22 protein-coding genes and 2 pseudogenes are annotated in these 15613 nt (G+C 59.7%); 11 read left to right on the top strand and 13 right to left on the bottom strand.

Annotated features, from left to right (window positions below; all coding sequences use genetic code 11):
• Positions 1-2 precede the first annotated feature (2 nt).
• The 3 genes from JG747_RS32005 to traA form a co-directional block, all read right to left on the bottom strand.
• Positions 3-740, bottom strand: coding sequence for a hypothetical protein (locus tag JG747_RS32005; protein ID WP_019863198.1), 738 nt, complete (start codon positions 738-740; stop codon positions 3-5).
• Between the two features lie 703 nt (positions 741-1443).
• Positions 1444-1674: a helix-turn-helix transcriptional regulator gene (locus JG747_RS32000; protein ID WP_202360867.1), complete on the bottom strand. Its 231-nt coding sequence runs from the start codon at positions 1672-1674 to the stop codon at positions 1444-1446.
• A gap of 127 nt (positions 1675-1801) precedes the next feature.
• Positions 1802-4855: a Ti-type conjugative transfer relaxase TraA gene (gene traA, locus JG747_RS31995; RefSeq protein ID WP_202360866.1), complete on the bottom strand. Its 3054-nt coding sequence runs from the start codon at positions 4853-4855 to the stop codon at positions 1802-1804.
• 172 nt (positions 4856-5027) lie between these two features.
• On the opposite strand from traA, the gene JG747_RS31990 reads away from it, so the two are divergent.
• A complete protein-coding gene (locus tag JG747_RS31990) occupies positions 5028-5354 on the top strand; it encodes a conjugal transfer protein TraD (protein WP_202360865.1) in 327 nt (108 codons plus the stop codon).
• 1 nt (position 5355) lies between these two features.
• The gene (locus JG747_RS37240) at positions 5356-5640 is read left to right on the top strand and encodes a conjugal transfer protein TraD (protein ID WP_244748308.1); all 285 of its coding nucleotides are present in this window, start codon (positions 5356-5358) and stop codon (positions 5638-5640) included.
• A 98-nt stretch (positions 5641-5738) separates the two neighbouring features.
• On the opposite strand, the gene JG747_RS31980 is transcribed toward JG747_RS37240, so the two are convergent.
• The 7 genes from JG747_RS31980 to JG747_RS31950 form a co-directional block, all read right to left on the bottom strand.
• Positions 5739-6224, bottom strand: coding sequence for a hypothetical protein (locus JG747_RS31980; protein WP_202360864.1), 486 nt, complete (start codon positions 6222-6224; stop codon positions 5739-5741).
• Positions 6225-6285: 61 nt separating this feature from the next.
• Positions 6286-6564 carry a hypothetical protein gene (locus tag JG747_RS37235; RefSeq protein WP_244748306.1) on the bottom strand — a complete coding sequence of 93 codons (279 nt, stop codon included), beginning with the start codon at positions 6562-6564 and terminating at the stop codon, positions 6286-6288.
• A gap of 100 nt (positions 6565-6664) precedes the next feature.
• Positions 6665-7027, bottom strand: a complete 363-nt coding sequence (locus JG747_RS31970) for a hypothetical protein (RefSeq protein ID WP_202360862.1) — start codon at positions 7025-7027, stop codon at positions 6665-6667.
• Between the two features lie 27 nt (positions 7028-7054).
• A complete protein-coding gene (locus JG747_RS31965; RefSeq protein WP_202360861.1) occupies positions 7055-7288 on the bottom strand; it encodes a hypothetical protein in 234 nt (77 codons plus the stop codon).
• 17 nt (positions 7289-7305) lie between these two features.
• Positions 7306-7638: a hypothetical protein gene (locus JG747_RS31960; protein ID WP_202360860.1), complete on the bottom strand. Its 333-nt coding sequence runs from the start codon at positions 7636-7638 to the stop codon at positions 7306-7308.
• Between the two features lie 25 nt (positions 7639-7663).
• A complete protein-coding gene (locus JG747_RS31955; protein ID WP_202360859.1) occupies positions 7664-8068 on the bottom strand; it encodes a sunset domain-containing protein in 405 nt (134 codons plus the stop codon).
• 179 nt (positions 8069-8247) lie between these two features.
• A complete protein-coding gene (locus JG747_RS31950) occupies positions 8248-8535 on the bottom strand; it encodes a helix-turn-helix domain-containing protein (RefSeq protein WP_202360858.1) in 288 nt (95 codons plus the stop codon).
• A 124-nt stretch (positions 8536-8659) separates the two neighbouring features.
• Here JG747_RS31950 and JG747_RS31945 point away from each other — a divergent pair, with 124 nt between their 5' ends.
• The 6 genes and pseudogenes from JG747_RS31945 (at position 8660) to JG747_RS37225 (ending at position 11987) form a co-directional block, all read left to right on the top strand.
• Positions 8660-9070, top strand: coding sequence for a hypothetical protein (locus tag JG747_RS31945; protein ID WP_202360857.1), 411 nt, complete (start codon positions 8660-8662; stop codon positions 9068-9070).
• The gene (locus tag JG747_RS31940) at positions 9067-9516 is read left to right on the top strand and encodes a DUF3102 domain-containing protein (protein WP_202360856.1); all 450 of its coding nucleotides are present in this window, start codon (positions 9067-9069) and stop codon (positions 9514-9516) included. Before JG747_RS31945 ends, JG747_RS31940 begins: the two co-directional genes overlap by 4 nt.
• 592 nt (positions 9517-10108) lie before the next feature.
• The gene (locus JG747_RS31935) at positions 10109-10993 is read left to right on the top strand and encodes an ATP-dependent DNA ligase (protein ID WP_202360855.1); all 885 of its coding nucleotides are present in this window, start codon (positions 10109-10111) and stop codon (positions 10991-10993) included.
• Positions 10994-11192: 199 nt separating this feature from the next.
• Entirely contained in the window at positions 11193-11426 is a 234-nt protein-coding gene (locus tag JG747_RS31930) for a hypothetical protein (protein ID WP_202360854.1), read from the top strand.
• Between the two features lie 24 nt (positions 11427-11450).
• On the top strand, positions 11451-11672 hold the full coding sequence (locus JG747_RS31925) for a DUF768 domain-containing protein (RefSeq protein WP_202360853.1): 222 nt from the start codon (positions 11451-11453) through the stop codon (positions 11670-11672).
• 74 nt (positions 11673-11746) lie between these two features.
• Positions 11747-11987 (top strand): annotated as a pseudogene (locus JG747_RS37225) (hypothetical protein).
• Positions 11988-12669: 682 nt separating this feature from the next.
• Here the strand turns inward: JG747_RS37225 and JG747_RS31920 are convergent.
• Together JG747_RS31920 and JG747_RS31915 are read right to left on the bottom strand one after the other, a co-directional pair.
• Positions 12670-12813 carry a hypothetical protein gene (locus JG747_RS31920; protein WP_202360852.1) on the bottom strand — a complete coding sequence of 48 codons (144 nt, stop codon included), beginning with the start codon at positions 12811-12813 and terminating at the stop codon, positions 12670-12672.
• A 15-nt stretch (positions 12814-12828) separates the two neighbouring features.
• Positions 12829-13287 (bottom strand): hypothetical protein, encoded by a 459-nt coding sequence (locus JG747_RS31915; protein ID WP_202360851.1) that lies wholly within the window; start codon positions 13285-13287, stop codon positions 12829-12831.
• 74 nt (positions 13288-13361) lie between these two features.
• Between JG747_RS31915 and JG747_RS31910 the strand changes: the two genes are divergently transcribed.
• Positions 13362-13664, top strand: coding sequence for a hypothetical protein (locus JG747_RS31910; RefSeq protein WP_202360850.1), 303 nt, complete (start codon positions 13362-13364; stop codon positions 13662-13664).
• 446 nt (positions 13665-14110) lie between these two features.
• On the opposite strand, the gene JG747_RS31905 is transcribed toward JG747_RS31910, so the two are convergent.
• A complete protein-coding gene (locus JG747_RS31905; protein WP_202360849.1) occupies positions 14111-14467 on the bottom strand; it encodes a hypothetical protein in 357 nt (118 codons plus the stop codon).
• A gap of 451 nt (positions 14468-14918) precedes the next feature.
• Here JG747_RS31905 and JG747_RS37615 point away from each other — a divergent pair, with 451 nt between their 5' ends.
• Both JG747_RS37615 and JG747_RS31895 read left to right on the top strand, forming a co-directional pair.
• Positions 14919-15326, top strand: coding sequence for a type II toxin-antitoxin system HicB family antitoxin (locus JG747_RS37615; RefSeq protein WP_342216764.1), 408 nt, complete (start codon positions 14919-14921; stop codon positions 15324-15326).
• Positions 15327-15386: 60 nt separating this feature from the next.
• A pseudogene (locus tag JG747_RS31895) lies at positions 15387-15613 on the top strand (DUF768 domain-containing protein).

The following is a 15613-nucleotide window of genomic DNA, read 5'->3' as shown; positions in this document are numbered from 1 at the left end:
GGCTAAAGCAGAATGCCCAGCGCCGGCTGAAGAAACAGATGGCAGCCAACCGAAGCAATCTCGGCAGTCAGGAAACCGAAGCGCCAGAACAGCCATGCCCAAATGACGCCTGGGACGACGTAGCGCAAAGCCTCGTAGGTGAGCACCAGCGGCGATATCGGGCCCGGTAAGAACGCCGTCACGTTCATCCCAATGTTGAGCGCCTGGGTTGCGACCATGACGGCTAGGATGGCGATCGGTGCCATCTCCCTTGCTCCTACCCTCGTCAGCTTCGAAAGCAGGCAAAGGGCGGTCGCGAATACGAACAGGCGATAGATCACATTCTCGTTGAACGCGCGGAGCATGAAATAGGCAAAGCGCTCACCCAGCGGCATTTGCTCGAAAAATTGCGCATAGGATTCCGGGACAACGCTTCGAAATAGATAGCAGTCGATGCAGACTACATAGCCGGCAACCAGGATCGCACCAATCGCCCCGATCAATGCTGATCGAGCCGATGCGGTCAGACGTAGGCCGACTTGGCTCGCTGACCAAGCGCCGATCATCACGAGGGCGGCCATAAGCATGACGCGTAGAACTGGAGATCCGAACGTGACGGCGACGAAGCCAACGTCGAATGGCGCAATAGCCGCGATGACCAGGCTGACGGTCAAGATGATCGCGAGCGGCAGATTGAGCCGCTGCCCTGCGATCCCCCCATCGATCAGGATGGCTGACCCCTGTTGCTGGACTTGGCCCACAGTCCCACTCTCCCCGCCGGAAGAATGCTTCCATTGGCGAAAAGAGTCCAGAGAGCGTTAGTTGGGGCTAATGTGACTACAGCCGGAGATCACCACGGCCGGAACATTCTTCGCCGGGTGAAGTTTTTAATCTGCCTTGGTTTTGATCCCCGTGGGCCAAGGCCGGAGGCTGCCTCCATCAGCTTCCACAGCCCGCCTCGGACGGGGGCAAAACTGTCTGGGGCGGGCTTCGTTGAGCCTTGCCTATAATCGGAGACTTATGCAATTTCCGCGGCGTTCTCATGGCAAGGGCGCGCGGCATGCAGGCTCGGACCGATCACCATCCCTGCGACATCTATGCCATCGCTCGCACATGCGGCGCCCGCACGGCAATTTCCGCCGGTAGGCGCTTTCGAAACCAGTAAACCCCGGTCTTACGATGTTTGACAGGACGCCTCATAGCAAGGACCATGTGTAACACCTGTGTGTAGCACTCTGGCAGCCCTAAGCATTTAGTTTTGCTGGTTTTTCAGCTGCGTCAACACCTTACAAAGGAAATGGTGCCAGAGGCGGATTCGAACTGTTAGCTATCTATTTGAATTTACTTACAAATAGTCAGTGAGGATATTGATCAATACCCACAAAATTACCCAATCAAAAATCATACCGATGGTTTGGTTCCGTTTTCCACAGAAAATTGCTTTGCATGATGCGATAGATGCTATCATTTTGCCACCTCTTGCAATCGGATTTCATCATCTCGCCTCGGCCTCCACGATGCGGGATTCTCAATCCACCGATTGATATCCGACTCCCGCCATCCGGCACCGTTGACACTGATCCTGATCTGAGCCGGAAATGTGCCTTCGGCGATCTTGCGATACATGGTTGAGCGGGACAGGCCGGTCCGGGCAAGGACAGTTCTGCTGCGGATGATACGGTCGGGTTCTGGCATGGCTGGCCTGCCTCCTGCTGGATGCTTCTGATATCTGGTGGGCAGGCATAGTGGGGAACCGCAGCCGCGCAATACGGGTTGCCGCCGTATCGTAAGCTGACGTGTTATCGGCGGCAAATCGGATGAGTCAGATTCCGATGTCGCGCCCCCTTCCGAGTCCCAGGCCGTGACTGAACGCGAGTTCCGCGCCGAGGCGGCGGCCAGAATCGGTTTGAATGCCGAGGTCGCGCTTGCGGTTGGCGAGGAGCGATTCCAGCTGCGGATCGCGTTCAAGGCTTTTGGCCATGTCGGACATGGCCGAGCGCGTTGACTTGTAGCCGGACATGTCGCCGGCCTGATATTGCTCCCGTCCCGTCCGGTCGAGCCTTTGCCAACGCTCCACGAACCGGTCAGCACGGCGGCCGGGATCGAGGTCCATCCCGGTGCGGATTTCCGTTTCAAGCTGGAGCGCGAGCACGACGCGGCTAACGCGGCCGGCCCCCGCCTCGCGGACAAGTTCGGGATTTTTCACATAGGCCGCTTCGGCATCGCGCCAGCCGTGGGGTCGCACCTTCTCGAAAGCGCTACGGGCATCTTTCAGTTCGCGCATCCGGTCGGGACTGCCCCGCCCGTCCGCATTTGCGTTGTGCAAAATCGCGTCGATCGCACGCGCGTGGCGCACAAGCGCTTGCGTACGAGCGCCGCGCAACGCAGCTTCTGGATCCAGTGGTGCTTCCGTGTTGCGCTGTACACCCGGCCCTGGCTTCTCCCTTTCCGGCGCGGCAGCGCCATCTCCGATCCGCACCCCAACAATCTCCCTTCCCGGCCCAGGTCCACGTTCGTGCCTGGGCTCGTCGTCTCCGGGCGAGCGCAACCCGTCCAGCAATCCGCCGATCCTGTCGCGCAGCTTCTCCGGAACGATCCGGCGCACGATCTCGACCACGCGCTCGCGGAACGTGATGCCGCGCCGCTCGGCAAAGTGTTGCGCCGGGTCGATCCGCTCGTAATCCGACGCCATGTCCTTGGCGCGGTCCCGTGACAGCGTACGGACCAGCCGTTCGCGGGTCGCGAAGTCGTCGCCGCCATAATGCAGGTCCATGCTGTCTCGATGGCGCGACAGTGCGACGTAGCTGCCATGTGCATCCATGCCCGGCGTGGCGAGCACATGGGTCCGGTCGACGGTCATGCCCTGCGCCTTGTGAATAGTCGCTGCATAGCCATGGTCGATGTCGGCATAGTCTTTCAGGGCGAAGCGAACCGCCCTGTCGTCATCGGTGCGAACGGTCATGCTCTGTGTGCTGACCTCCTCCACGATGCCAAGCGTTCCGTTCTTGACGCCAAGCCCGCGCTCGTTGCGCAGGAACATGACACGGTCGCCGCTGGCGAAGTCTCTTGCACCGCGTTCCACATCTACCCGAACCTCGTCGCCGAGATCGCCGGCAGCGCGCATCCGCTCGCGCGCTGCCTGGTTGAGCGCGCGCACCTCGTCGTTGGTGTGGGTAAGGATGATCCGGCTTGCCTCTGGATGCGCCTGCCTGTCGCGATCCCAGCGCTCGACGAGTTCACCTCGCGCGTCGTCGCGCGTTGCAGCCTGATGCACCATGCCTTGCACGTCATAGGCGCTGATCGCCGCGCCAATCCTGCCGGTTGCCAGATCGCGCGTGGCATCGCGCTGCCAGTCCACGCGCTGCCGGCGCACCTGGCCAATCTCGACGCCGCCATGACGATGGTGAATCGAGCGGAATGCAGCGCCGGCTTCGATTGCCTGCAACTGCTGCGGATCGCCGACCAGGACGACTTTTGCGCCAGCATCCGCCGCATGGGAAAGCACGCGCTCCAACTGGCGCGTGCCGACCATGCCGGCCTCATCGATCACCAGCACATCGCGGGCGGTGAGCAGATCCCTGCCCTGTCCCCAGCTATGCTCCATACTGGCGATGGTGCGTGACGAGATGCCTGATCCGCTCTCCAGATTCTCGGCGGCTATGCCGGAGAGTGCGGCGCCTCGAACCTCGTAGCCAGCCGCTGCCCATGCCTGGCGCGCAACGCCCAGCATGGCGCTCTTGCCCGTTCCGGCAAAGCCGACAACGACACCAAGACCACGACCATCGGTGATGTGCGCCAGCGCATCAATCTGCTCGCCTGACAGAACAAGCCCGCGTTGCGCGGCCCGCGCCAGCGCTGCCTCGCGATGTACGTCACTCACCGCGTGTCGCTCGTCCAAATCGATACGCTCCGCCGCGCGGTGAAGATGCTGCTCGGTCTCGATCATCTGCCTTGTGGTGAAGCGGTCTTCGCCGCGCCTGTCCTTGCCGAGTTCGACCAGATCGGGTGCATTGCTAATGGCTGCCACCACCTTGTTGAACTGCTCCACTCCGTCGCTGTGGCGATGCGCAAACTTCGCAATGTCTTTTCGGGTGAAGGTCGATTGCTGATGCGTGATGGCATCGAGCGCCACGGATGGATCGGCAAGGATGCGCGCACCGTTGTTGCGCGCGATCTCGCGATGCAGTTCAGCGCGATCTGCTTCAGTGTCGCCAGGAGCAAGGCCGCCCCCCTCGATGCGTTGCGCCGGTGCGCCGATCTGGGTTTGCGGCTCCAGGGCAATGCCCTGCGCTTCCAGACTGCGATGATCGATGCGGGCGTCTATGTCGAGTTCGGCAAGGCGTTCATTGGCCAGCTCCGCCCATCGCTCGCGCCAGCGCTCGACCAGCTGGGTAGCATTCCAGTCTCGAACCTTGGCACCAAAACCGTTCTCGTCCACGGATCGCATGGTCAGCATGACATGGGCATGCGGCTTGGGACTGCCATCCTCTGCCCTATCCCAGTGCACATTGAGGTCGGCAACCATGCCCTTGCTGACGAACTCGGCCTGAACAAAGTCGCGCGCCAACTCGATGCCTTGCGCTTGGCTGAGTTCACGCGGGAGCGCAAACTCGACCTCACGCGCAAGCTGCGCATCCTTACGGACCTCGAACGCCTCGACGTCGTTCCACAGCCTCTCACGGTCGCGCCAGACCTCCGGTACATCCTCAGGCAGCATCACCTCGGAATGGACGACACCGCGTTTGGCCGAAAAATCATGGCTTCGATCAATGCGCTCGTCGCGTAACCGCGATGCGGAGCGGTAGGCCGCCGACGCCACAACGCTTGAGCCGGCCTTGCGGCCAATGACCTTGACGTGAAGATGAAAAATCGCCATCGCGACAGGATCATTTGCACGTCAAAGCCTACGTCGGCACGACGTATAAGCGCGCCCTCCCTCGAAAAAATCTCGGGATGGACCAGCCCGTCCCGGACTGTCTCGGCGACCCTGAAGCCTTCCGGCAAGCTGTCGCCTATCATCGCCACATCGACAAGAAATGGAGACAGCCATGCGAAAACCACGTGACTTCGATACGGAACTGAAGGCGCTGGAAGACAAAGCGCGAGAGCTCAAAACGCGAAAGGTGCAGCAACTTGGCGAACTGGTGATCGCCACAGGCGCCGATCAGCTCAGCACCGACGAACTGGCCGGCGCGCTCGTCGCAATCACTGAGACGAAAGACACGGCAAAGCTTGAGGCATGGGCGAAGCGTGGAGTGATGTTTTTCGAGAGCGGCTCCCGGCGAACTGCTCCGGCATCTCAGCGCAACCTGCGTGGCGCTCAAGCGCAACCGGGCAGCACTCAATCGTCTGCAAGCGGCACAGGTTCGCAATGACATGAGGACCTGGCAGGTCGAGCGCCGCAAGCGCACCCGACATCTGATCGAACTGGGAGGCCTCGTCGTCAAGGCGGGCATCGTCGACCTGACCAAATACGATCGCGCCACCATCTATGGCGCGCTGCTTACGGGTGACAACGCCACGCTGACATCGGAGCTTCAGACGGCTCAGACCGATCTCGCGGCTTCTCAGGCCCAGGTGGCTGATCTCGTCGCAAAGTCGAACGCGAACAATGACGCGCTTGCTGCGGTGCTGGCGCCGGCCAATCCACCGCAGCAGTGACGGCGCGAGGAGGGTATGCACACCAGCGAACCCTCATCCGCGACGCCGGAGCGATGCGGGCAATCGCCGCCCGCATTCTCAGAACGTGCGCCTGTCGTTTATTCGAGCTTCGACCAATCAATCTCGATGACCAGCGGACCGGTCGGCTCGATGAGATGGTCGTTGATCTTGATGCCACGCTGCTTCAGTTCTCGAACACGCAGGTTGAGATCATCGGTTCGCAACTGGCCTTTCGCTGGCCGGTTGGGGAAGGTAACCACATCGATAGTGATCCCCGGGGCGTTGTCCGGCTTCAAATTGGCAAGATCATTCCGTTCATTCCAACGCGTTCCAGGCGGAAGGGTGACGATCCTGAAGCTGCTGCCATCAACCAACACGTGGGCCTGGTTCCGGCTGCCACGGTCGATCAGCGCATTAATGAGCTTCTCAAGCACGTCATCGGAGAGCAGCAAGGAGTAGGCCTCCCTGGTCTTCCGCGCATTCTCGGCAATAGCCTGAGACTGCGCGGTTACCGCCGCCGCCATCTTTTCCTTCTGCCGGTTCTCGGCGTCTTGTTGGTACTTGCGGATATCACCCAATGCCATGGTTTCCTCCTTTGGCTACGCCGGGGAAGGCGGGGCTTTTAACGGATGCGAGGGTAGCTGGCTAGGCATGGTTAACGAAATAAAAAGTGGGCTTTTTGACTTGAAAGATGGCTGATCTGACACCACAGCAGGACGCGTTTTGCTTGGCGTACATCGAAACCGGCAACGCCTCCCAAGCATACCGCACGGCCTTTGACGTGGGTGAAAACACCATGCCCGCAACGTTGTGGAGCGAGGCAAGCCGCCTCACGCGGCTAGACCGCACAGGTGCCAAATGCCCGCAACCGAGTTGACCCCGAAGCAATCGCGCTTCGTCGACGAATTCACTCAGTTCGGCCATTTGATAGTTTCCTCCGTTCTCCAAGGCACTCTGCCTACGCCTTGGACGGAAGGCGTGGGCGATTCCGATATTGAGAAATATTTGGCAGCTGGGGGGCTGCTTATTGCGGAGGTGGCCCGCAAACGTCCATAAACGCAAGCGCGCCCTTCGCCGAATTATCGCTGGTGCCTGCCAACGCCTCCCTATTCGCGGCTGAGACCTCGTCGACAGCCTTTTGAACCCTGTCCGTGATCAGGGTGACGTTGGGCTTGCCGTCGAGGTGCTGCAGTTGGAAATTCAACGCCACGAGATCTAGCATCGCAAGCTGAGCCCGCCTCAGTCCCTCTTGAGCGGCCCTCGCATTCGATACGCTTATGATAAGTTCGCCGCGGATGAGTTCGCACTGCTCCCGCGAAATTTCCATCGCCTGAGCATCGCCAACAGCGGCTGCCAGAATGGCGGTCAACGCTAGTCGGCTGAACATTCTTACCCCTCCCGTATCTCGTTGCGATCAGGTGCTGACTTTGGCGCGCTTCCGAAGCACCTCCATCGCGTCCGCGTGACGTTGTGTGGCCAGTCTAATTGCCTGCAGCTCCTGGAGGGCGGATCCCAGAGCGACGCTTAGAATACCCATCCCGAAGAACAAGGCGCCGAGGATTTGATGGATGGCGGAAATCGCTGCGCCGTAGGCAGCCAAGCCAGCCAAAATCTGCAAGGCGCCGAACACTACGATGACTACTCCCATCTGCAGTTCCCCCGTTTTTAATATTTGAATGCCGGCGTCGATCCGGCCGCACCGACCTCCATATCGATGCACCCGTCGAGGACTGTGTAAGATCCGCCGCCACCCATTCTGGCCAGGCTATCGCAATAGCTCCGGGTCTTCTCTGGGAGGGAAGTCCATTGCGGTTTGCGTTTGTTGTAGGCGTTCTGCTCCATCTCCATGCAGCCGTTGTAAACGACCGCCGATCCGCCGCCGGTGTCTGATAGTTGACGGCAGTAGGCGGCTGCGTCGTAGCGCGGTATCTGCTGGCTGTGAGCGACCGGAACAGCCGCACATAGCGCGACAACAGTGACGACCGCCAATCGTTTCATGTCCCCTCCATCACCTTGCGATATTTCATCGTCTTGCCTTGCGCCAGCCGGCCGCCACGGCTTCGGCTTCACTGCAGAACCACCGTTCTCCATACTGGGGGCTGATCTTCGTCTCCCAGTAATGTTCCTGGCCGGGCACGTGGTAAATCCGCTCCCCCGTGTTGATCGAGATATTTCCTTTGATGTTGCAACCAATGGAAAAAAGCGAGGTGCTAGGAGCCGCGTCGGCGATGCCTTCGGTTTGCATGAGGCTGGGAGCGGCGCCGATGATGCTGGGGTTGTGCGAGAGGATAACGGCGACGGGAACAAGGATCAGAGCGAACAAATACTCGAGCCGCCAAATCCCGCGTCTCCGGCGCTTTCTGGCGTTCTTGCGCCAGCGGTCAGCCTGATCGGCACCGATATTGTGCTGTTGCTGGACTTTGCCCACAGTCCCATTCTCCCCCGCGGGCAGAATGCTTCCATTAGCGAAAAGAGTCCAGAGAGCTTTAGTTGAGGCTAATGTTACTTCAGCCGGCGATCACCACGGCCGGAACATTCTTCGCCGGGTGAAGTTCTGAATCTGCCTTGGTTTTGATCCCCGTGGGCCAAGGCCGGAGGCTGCCTCCATCAGCTTCCACAGCCCGCCTTGGACGGGGGCAAAACTGTCTGGGGCGGGCTACTTCTAGCGTGAGTCAGCGATGGAATCCCTTCGCCTGTGAAGCGAATTCCGGCATTCTCAAATGCTTTGCGAATGGCCGTGATGTTGTGGGGACGGGGTTTCCTGATGCCATTCTCAAGAACGGCGATCGTCATCTCGCTGAGATTGGCTTTTGCGGCAAGGCGCACTCGCGACCAGTTCAGTAGGGCTCGCGCTGCCCTTGCTTGATCGGCTGAGAGTAGGTGTCGGCTGTCCATAGGCACGGAACATTCGACACGGCTAAAATGTTCCCCTGACCTCTGCGACGGTCAGAGGCGTGGCTTGCCTATAAGTCGCGACTTATGCAATATCCACCACGTTCTTCACAGCAAGGCGCTCGGCATGCTGTCTCGGATCGATCACCATCCCTGCGACATCTACGCCATCGCTCGCACGTGCGGTGTGAAGCTTCATGACAGCGGCCGCCAGCCGGGGCACTGCTACTGCAAGCCGACCCTTCGGGCGATCGGGCGCCGGCATGGCGAGGCGCACCTGGCCATGGTGCTGAAGGTGATCAACTCGACCGGCAATGGTTTAGAGTTGCATGCCGCCACGCTGCAGGCCGTTTCCTATCTCATCCTGATCGAAGTCATTCCGATCGGCTCGGCCTTGTTCGAGGCCTTTGACCGGATCGACCTTGGCCACGTCCGCCGCATGGCCAGGGCGATGCCTGGTCTGACTTCCAATAACATGGTGGCGCTGCTGTATCCGATGCTGGCCGGCACCGCGATTTTCGAGAAGGTGGCAGCATGATCGAAATCGAGATCGAGGGCGTCGGCATCTATCGATTGCCAAACCAGTGGCAGAGCCAGCGGTTGAGGCGCCTGCGCGGCGAGGCGCGCCATACCGCGGTGCTGGCGATCGGTTGCGGGATGACGGTACGCCAGTTCAACAAGCTTCCGGCCGACAAGCAGCAGGAAGTGCACCGGGCCTATTTGGCCCTTATGTCGCCATCCAATGTCGTGCCGCTGGCAAATCTGGCGCCGGCCGACACTCGGGCAATTCCACGCGGCCACCTATCCGTCGACCAGAAGCTCGCCGTCGGTCGCTGGCTGCTCAAGGTCAAGGCCTCGATGCCGCATGGTCATTTCGGGCCGTGGATCGAGACGCAAAAGGGTCTTTCCCGCAGTATGGCCTCGCAATGCATGCGGCTGGCCACAGGCGGGCGCCAGGACGCGCGGGAAGAGTTGGCGGCGTAGGATAGCGGCGGGCAAGAACGAGGCTTCCGGCGGCCCGACAGTCCCCGTTGGGGTGGGTTTGTATGACCGTCGGGCCTAACCGACTCGGGCGAGCCGGCTGACGTGACCGTAATATTAGCAAATCTGCAACAAAACCCGGAGCGGCGGTTTTCCCCCGTTTTGTCCCATTTTGGGACGGCCGCAATGGCACTGCTTTTGCATCTGACAGCGTGCCGGTTGATCCCGGCCCTGATCGCGTACTCTGATCGGGTTGTAGGCTCGCCGGGCTTGAGGTTGTTGGGGTCTTCGTCCGGCGAGCTTGCCGTTTACACATGCACCCCCTTTGTTATGGTCCGAAATCAAGTGGCTTATGCCCTGGCCGTTCATGCCAGATGATTTGACGAAGATCCCGCATGTCCACCAGCTGCCCGCAGGCCGGGCAGGGATAAAAGTTCTCCCGCTCGTCGGCTGGCTCGCCCTCATGCCGTTTTCCAGGGATCGGCGGCCCAAGGTCAGATAGCTTCGTCATCGCTATCGAACTTTCAATTCGTCTAAAATGTTCCGGAACTATTTTAGCGCAGGCTAATTGAATCGCGGTTTGTGAGTCCTGTGCATGCGTTTGAAGTTCGTCGCGCCCTTGATGCCGACCCTGGTGGAGAAGCCACCAGAGGGCGATGGCTGGATTCACGAGGTCAAGTTCGATGGCTATCGCTCGCAAATGATCATCGACGAGGACGGCACGCGCATCTACACGCGTAACGGCCACGATTGGACAGCCAAATATTCCGACCTGGTGAAAGAGGCTGCTAGCCTAGGTGCCGAGAATGCCATCGTCGACGGTGAGATCATCGTTTTGAACGAGGCCGGCCTGTCCGACTTCGGCGAGCTGCGAAAGGCGATCACCAGGCGGCAACACGACCTATATTTCGTGGCCTTCGACCTTCTGCACCTCAACGGCCACGACCTGCGCGACATGGCGCTGGAGGAGCGGCGCAAGATCCTGGCCAGCATGATCGAGCCCGGCAGGCGTATCCAGTTCAGCGAGCCGTTACCGGGCGAGGCCAAGGCGATTTTCCATCTGCTCGACAAGGCAGGCCTTGAAGGAATGGTATCGAAGCGGCGCGACAGTAAATACCGAAGCGGCCCGTCGACGAACTGGTTGAAGGCGAAATGCTATTCCGTTGATGAGTATGATCTGCTTGGCGTCGAACGCGAGGCCGGAAAGCCTGCCTTCGCCTTGATGGCGGATCGGGCGACCGGCCGCTATGTCGGTTCGGCCTTTATCAATCCCAGCCGCGCGATCCGCGAACGGCTATGGCAGCGCGTCCAGGAGCAGGCCGGACCGGCGCCGAAGGGTATGAAGCGGCCGGCGACGCAGTGGGTCAAGCCGGGCATCATAGGCCGCGTGAAGCACTTGCGCGGCGAGGAAGATTTGCGGCACGCTTCGCTGCAGGATTTCCGGGAGGATATCGATGCCAATACGGACGAGGGCGAATGAGGCCGGCATTTTCGATCCATCCGAGTTAGCCTTACTCGGCAGGGTCTTTGAGCATTTGAAGCTTCAAGCCCAGTCGCCGGAAGCGCGAGACGCCATCGCCTCCCGCATCATCGCCAACTACATGGCCGGCATCAAAGACGAGGCTGAACTTGTCTCGCTCTCAAAACAGCCCTTGGGGCGCTAGCGGGAGGAAAAATCGGTGGCAGTCGCTAAGAAGGATCAGGAGCGCGCCAATTACGCTTGGATGTACGGCGCACAGGCGCGCAAGGACGGCAAGGAACGCGCCGTGCCGCCTTTCTGGCAGGAGCATGCTGACGCCTGGCTCGAGGGCTTTGACGACGTGCCTATGGGCGGCCAGGCCAAGCCTGTTCGCTCCGACATGGAAGCGGAAGTCGACGAGGCCGCCGTCGGGAACCCGGATGCCGGAACCTAAGCGACAACTCGAGCTTATCGCGTCATGAGCACTCGAGGAATCAACTTCCTGGATCAATGGATCGCCAACAACGTCCCTGAGACGACTAAGGCTGATGTCATCTCGGTCGACGAGCTCACGCACAAACTCATCGCGGACGCGAAAGCGCTTGGCATCAAGCGGGGGGAGATCGACGAAGAGGTGGATAGCCTGTATCGCACGATCCTAGACGCAATTGTGCATTACGACCCCGGCCTGCCTGAATAGCCCTTGCCACCGAGATCGAGGCGAGGAATATAATCCTCCCGTTGCGGCGAACCCCCTCAAACAGGAGATCGCCAATGGCCAGGTCAAAACCATCCAAGCAGTTATCCGAGGCTGAAATCGAGCGCTTACTGGAGGCAGCGGAAGCGCTGCACAAGAGCATCGTCAAGCCATTTATATCGCCACACTGCGACCCACTACCGAGCTACGCGCGTCCTGCACGAGGTGCTGTTGAGGGCAGTGCGGGAAGTGACCGGGAAGGAAGTCGAATTCATCCAGTGGAACACCACAGGACCGGTGCGGCCTCCTGCGGCGTAGGCCAACAGGCTTAATTGCGAGTTGGCTTGTGTGGGGATAAATCAATTAGGCGGGGAGGAACCCGAGCCCCCACCGCAATGGCCGGTGCGGTGTCCGTCGCGCCCCAATGCCCCACCCGCACCGGCCAGGTTGGCTACCGCCGATCGAAATCGGCAAGCCCGAGACGTATTCGCCGGCCCCTCTGCGAAGGCTAGGGCGAACGACTCCAATTCGAATGATCGGGTTAGTCCTTCCTCGCCATCAACCACACGGACGAACCACTCTCCGCCGGCTTCGAGCACTTCAACGCAGGGATCAACCTGAGAGAAACATCCGAACGAACGCGCGGTCGGTTTATCGTTTTCTCAGGTGGCGCTCAAAAATCGCCAGCTTGTCTTCGTAGCCAATCCTCACCTTCGTCTCGCAGCTTTCGCATTTGAAGCTACCGAGCGTTTTCAGCCATGATCCCTTTCTCACCGTCGTATATGAACAGACCGGACAGTGAAACTCGATCGCTACATCGCGCAGTTCATCGGACAAGGGCATGGGCAATTCGTCTCTTCCACTCGGCAAAACCGGTGCTCAAAACGAACGGAGAGGCCCATGGTTTCATCGGAATCAGAATTTTCGTACAAGCGCTCGCACTAGCCAGGGAGATCGGCGACAAAGTGCGAGTCGATGAGATCACGCCGAAGGTGAAGAGCTAGAGTAAGAGGCTGAAGCCACCCAGGCCGGCCACCAGGAGCGAAGCAGCCATGCCTACCATATCCCGCTGCCGATAGCGCCAAATGGCGCTGGCGAGCATCAGGACGGTGACGGCGACAATGTAGAGGGTGATCAAGCTCATTCCTAAGGCAGCCCCCTAATTCCATTCATTATCGGCCAGGGAACGCATCGCTTCAATGATCCGCTCTACCTTGCTCTCCGCTTCATTGAACAGATTTATGGACAACATGGCGCCGCCGCGCACATTTTGCTTTGCCGACCCGACAGGGCGGAAACGGTTGTTGCCCAGATCTTCGATGTAAACGGTTCCTGATACGCCGCTCCAAGATCCCCAAGTCACGCCAGTAGTAAAGGCGACAAGGCCAGCCTGTTCGTCCGCGTTGTCGAGTCTCCAACCGATCTGCAGCACTGCCTTGGCTGCTAGCTTCACAAGGAGTGCTTTAGTGCCGATGAACGTACCGTCACGCTGAAGCTCAGCCTTTGTCGGTTGCGCTACTTTATTGCCGGCTGCTTCGATCGGAGCGCCACAGCCTATACAGTTCGGCGCTTTGTCCGAGACTTCGCGACCACATTCCCCACAAGTTACAAGTGCCATTTGAAACCCCTCCCAAGGCTATTGCTCAACATCGCGCTGGGCAGCGGCAAACGCAAGCCGGCTCCCCGGAGGGAGTGCTTGACGATTTCAGCGAACGGGCGCAGCAAGTGCGCAGCGCTGGCTACGGCAAAGGAGCCTGGCGCAAGGGGGATAAGATGATTGCCGGCAAATGCCCGAAATGCGAGAAACCCGTTCTGCGCGGCAACCTACACGGTTGCGATGTAGGTGAGCCAATGGGCCGCTCCTGGAAGGCCGTACAGATCAACTGCCCCTCGTGCGGCATCGTACTCGGGATAGCTATTGATCCCGTGGCATTGAAGACTGACATCGTGCGCGAAGTGCTCGAAGGGCTTGGTGCTGCGCCAAAACGACGGTGACGCGGCTGGCTATTCCTGAAGGATGTCCACGCCTATTTGCCAGTGGACCTGAACAAGGAAGTTGAAAAGCTCAACTTGCCCGGTTTCGTTCAAGAACTGGAGGATGTCGCTCATTGGCGGCCGCCCGGACATATAGTTGCCGGGGCCGCTGTATAAAGCGCCACCAGGACCGGAATAGAGCCCGCCTCCGGGACCTGTGTAAAATCCCCCGCCCGGACCTCTATAGAAACCACCCCCTGGACCGGTATACGCGCCTCCTCCAGGCCCCCGGTAAAGACCTCCGCCCGGGCCGGTATATTTGGCTCCCCCAGGGCCCGAGTACCGTCCGCCACCTGGGCCGGTGTAGGCTCCGCCACCTGGACCAGTGTACATGCCTCCTCCAGGGCCGGTATATAACCCGCCGCCGGCCCCCGTATATCGGTTTCTAGGCCACATAATTCCCCTCCCTAGGCGACAGTCCGCTCGATCGTGACTTTCTTCCCGCGGGAGAGAGCGACCAGAAGCCCGAGTATGATGTCGCCGAACACCCAAAGCCAAAGCAACATCCCGACCGCGAGAGTCCCGCCGATGGCGGTGCCAGCCTGGCCGGCGGCATCTGTCGTCGCTTGGTAGTGCTCGCTGGAAATCTTGATTGCGTAGAATATCCATAGCCCCATCAACGCATTGAAGGCCAGGAACATCCACCAGAAAATCATGCCAAAGAAACCGCGCTTGCGTTTCTCGATGCGCTCTATATGCGGCATAGTAATTCCCCCCTGTTTATTTCCCCGGCCAACAATTGCGCAAATGAGGCGTGCGCGCAAGCCGTCTCCCAGGAGGGCAGTGCCTAACGATTTGTGGCACCGGCCACAGGCGGGCGCCAAGACGCGCGGCAGGCTTCGGCGGTGTAGGACAGCGGACAGGGGAAACGCCCGCTGTTGGGTTCCCTGTGGACGACTCAGAACCTCCCCGATATGGTCGCCGCGGGCTCGGGGAATGAGTGTTGTCCTCAAAACAACCGCTTTTAGAGCAGATGCGCCGGAACCCACGAGGGGACTGGACCATTGACGACGTAGCAAAACTATGTGCAGAGCACGATATAGAACTTGAGGCTCCATCGTCCGGCAGCCACTACAAGGCGATCAGCCCTTTCCTCCCAGGGCATCAGACCGTCCCCGCGCGCCGGCCGATTAAGCCCCCGTACATCAAGTCTCTGGTAGCAATGGTGGACGCACATATCGAGTTCATGAAACAGGGCAATCTGGGAGCATGACTATGGACTATCCGATCATCATCGCCCCCCTCGGTGAAGAGGACGGGGGCGGCTATCTCGGCTTCGCACCGGATCTTCTCGGCTGCATGTCCGATGGCGAGACGCACGAAGAGACGCTTGCAAATACGAAGGAAGCCATTGCGGAATGGATCGAGACCGCGGAGCGCCGTGGTATGGAAATTCCAGCGCCAGGATCGGCAGCATCACGCGAACGCAGCGAAAAGGAACACTTGGTCAGCGCGCTCAAAGATCTGGCCGGGAGTGTCGACCATATCGAAAACCGTATCCAGGAGTTGGAGCGCGTGGTCCGGGATATGGAAGATCGCTTCCATCACGAAGATGCTTGGGCGAGGTTCGCAGACATCACGTCCTTGCCCGTCACGAGACAAACCAAGCATTCGGTTTGCTGACCCTTGAGGCCGGGGGATTCCTCAATCGGAACCTAATATGCGTGCGCAGATTATCGCGTCATGAGCACGCGCGGCACAAACTTCCTTGATCAATGGATTCGGAACAACGTCCCCAAGACGGCCGGCGCCGACGTCATCTCAGTTGCCGAGTTGACCCAAAAGCTATTTGCCGACGCCAAAACGGTCGGCATAGGCAGTACCGAAATCGAGGAAAGGAAGACACCGGCAGCGTCTACGAGGCGATCCTAGACGCGATCGTGCACCATGATGCCGGCTTGGCGGATTGA

It is taken from the genome of Mesorhizobium sp. 131-3-5, assembly GCF_016756575.1.
Lineage (GTDB): Bacteria > Pseudomonadota > Alphaproteobacteria > Rhizobiales > Rhizobiaceae > Mesorhizobium > Mesorhizobium jarvisii.
The sequence above is the reverse complement of the archived record's forward strand: the minus strand, read 5'-3'. Positions and strand labels throughout refer to the sequence as shown.

Excerpts from the sequence above, each read along its gene's own strand:
- JG747_RS31940 (WP_202360856.1), top strand. The coding sequence starts at position 9,067 with ATGATCGAAATCGAGATCGAGGGCGTCGGCATCTATCGATTGCCAAAC.
- JG747_RS31915 (WP_202360851.1), bottom strand. The coding sequence starts at position 13,287 with ATGGCACTTGTAACTTGTGGGGAATGTGGTCGCGAAGTCTCGGACAAA.
- JG747_RS31950 (WP_202360858.1), bottom strand. The coding sequence starts at position 8,535 with ATGGACAGCCGACACCTACTCTCAGCCGATCAAGCAAGGGCAGCGCGA.
- JG747_RS32000 (WP_202360867.1), bottom strand. The coding sequence starts at position 1,674 with ATGCCAGAACCCGACCGTATCATCCGCAGCAGAACTGTCCTTGCCCGG.
- JG747_RS31980 (WP_202360864.1), bottom strand. The coding sequence starts at position 6,224 with ATGGCATTGGGTGATATCCGCAAGTACCAACAAGACGCCGAGAACCGG.
- traA (WP_202360866.1), bottom strand. The coding sequence starts at position 4,855 with ATGGCGATTTTTCATCTTCACGTCAAGGTCATTGGCCGCAAGGCCGGC.
- JG747_RS37240 (WP_244748308.1), top strand. The coding sequence starts at position 5,356 with ATGAGGACCTGGCAGGTCGAGCGCCGCAAGCGCACCCGACATCTGATC.
- JG747_RS31970 (WP_202360862.1), bottom strand. The coding sequence starts at position 7,027 with ATGTTCAGCCGACTAGCGTTGACCGCCATTCTGGCAGCCGCTGTTGGC.
- JG747_RS31965 (WP_202360861.1), bottom strand. The coding sequence starts at position 7,288 with ATGGGAGTAGTCATCGTAGTGTTCGGCGCCTTGCAGATTTTGGCTGGC.
- JG747_RS31925 (WP_202360853.1), top strand. The coding sequence starts at position 11,451 with ATGAGCACTCGAGGAATCAACTTCCTGGATCAATGGATCGCCAACAAC.
- JG747_RS31945 (WP_202360857.1), top strand. The coding sequence starts at position 8,660 with ATGCTGTCTCGGATCGATCACCATCCCTGCGACATCTACGCCATCGCT.
- JG747_RS31920 (WP_202360852.1), bottom strand. The coding sequence starts at position 12,813 with ATGAGCTTGATCACCCTCTACATTGTCGCCGTCACCGTCCTGATGCTC.
- JG747_RS31990 (WP_202360865.1), top strand. The coding sequence starts at position 5,028 with ATGCGAAAACCACGTGACTTCGATACGGAACTGAAGGCGCTGGAAGAC.
- JG747_RS31935 (WP_202360855.1), top strand. The coding sequence starts at position 10,109 with ATGCGTTTGAAGTTCGTCGCGCCCTTGATGCCGACCCTGGTGGAGAAG.
- JG747_RS37615 (WP_342216764.1), top strand. The coding sequence starts at position 14,919 with ATGGACTATCCGATCATCATCGCCCCCCTCGGTGAAGAGGACGGGGGC.
- JG747_RS37235 (WP_244748306.1), bottom strand. The coding sequence starts at position 6,564 with ATGGCCGAACTGAGTGAATTCGTCGACGAAGCGCGATTGCTTCGGGGT.
- JG747_RS31960 (WP_202360860.1), bottom strand. The coding sequence starts at position 7,638 with ATGAAACGATTGGCGGTCGTCACTGTTGTCGCGCTATGTGCGGCTGTT.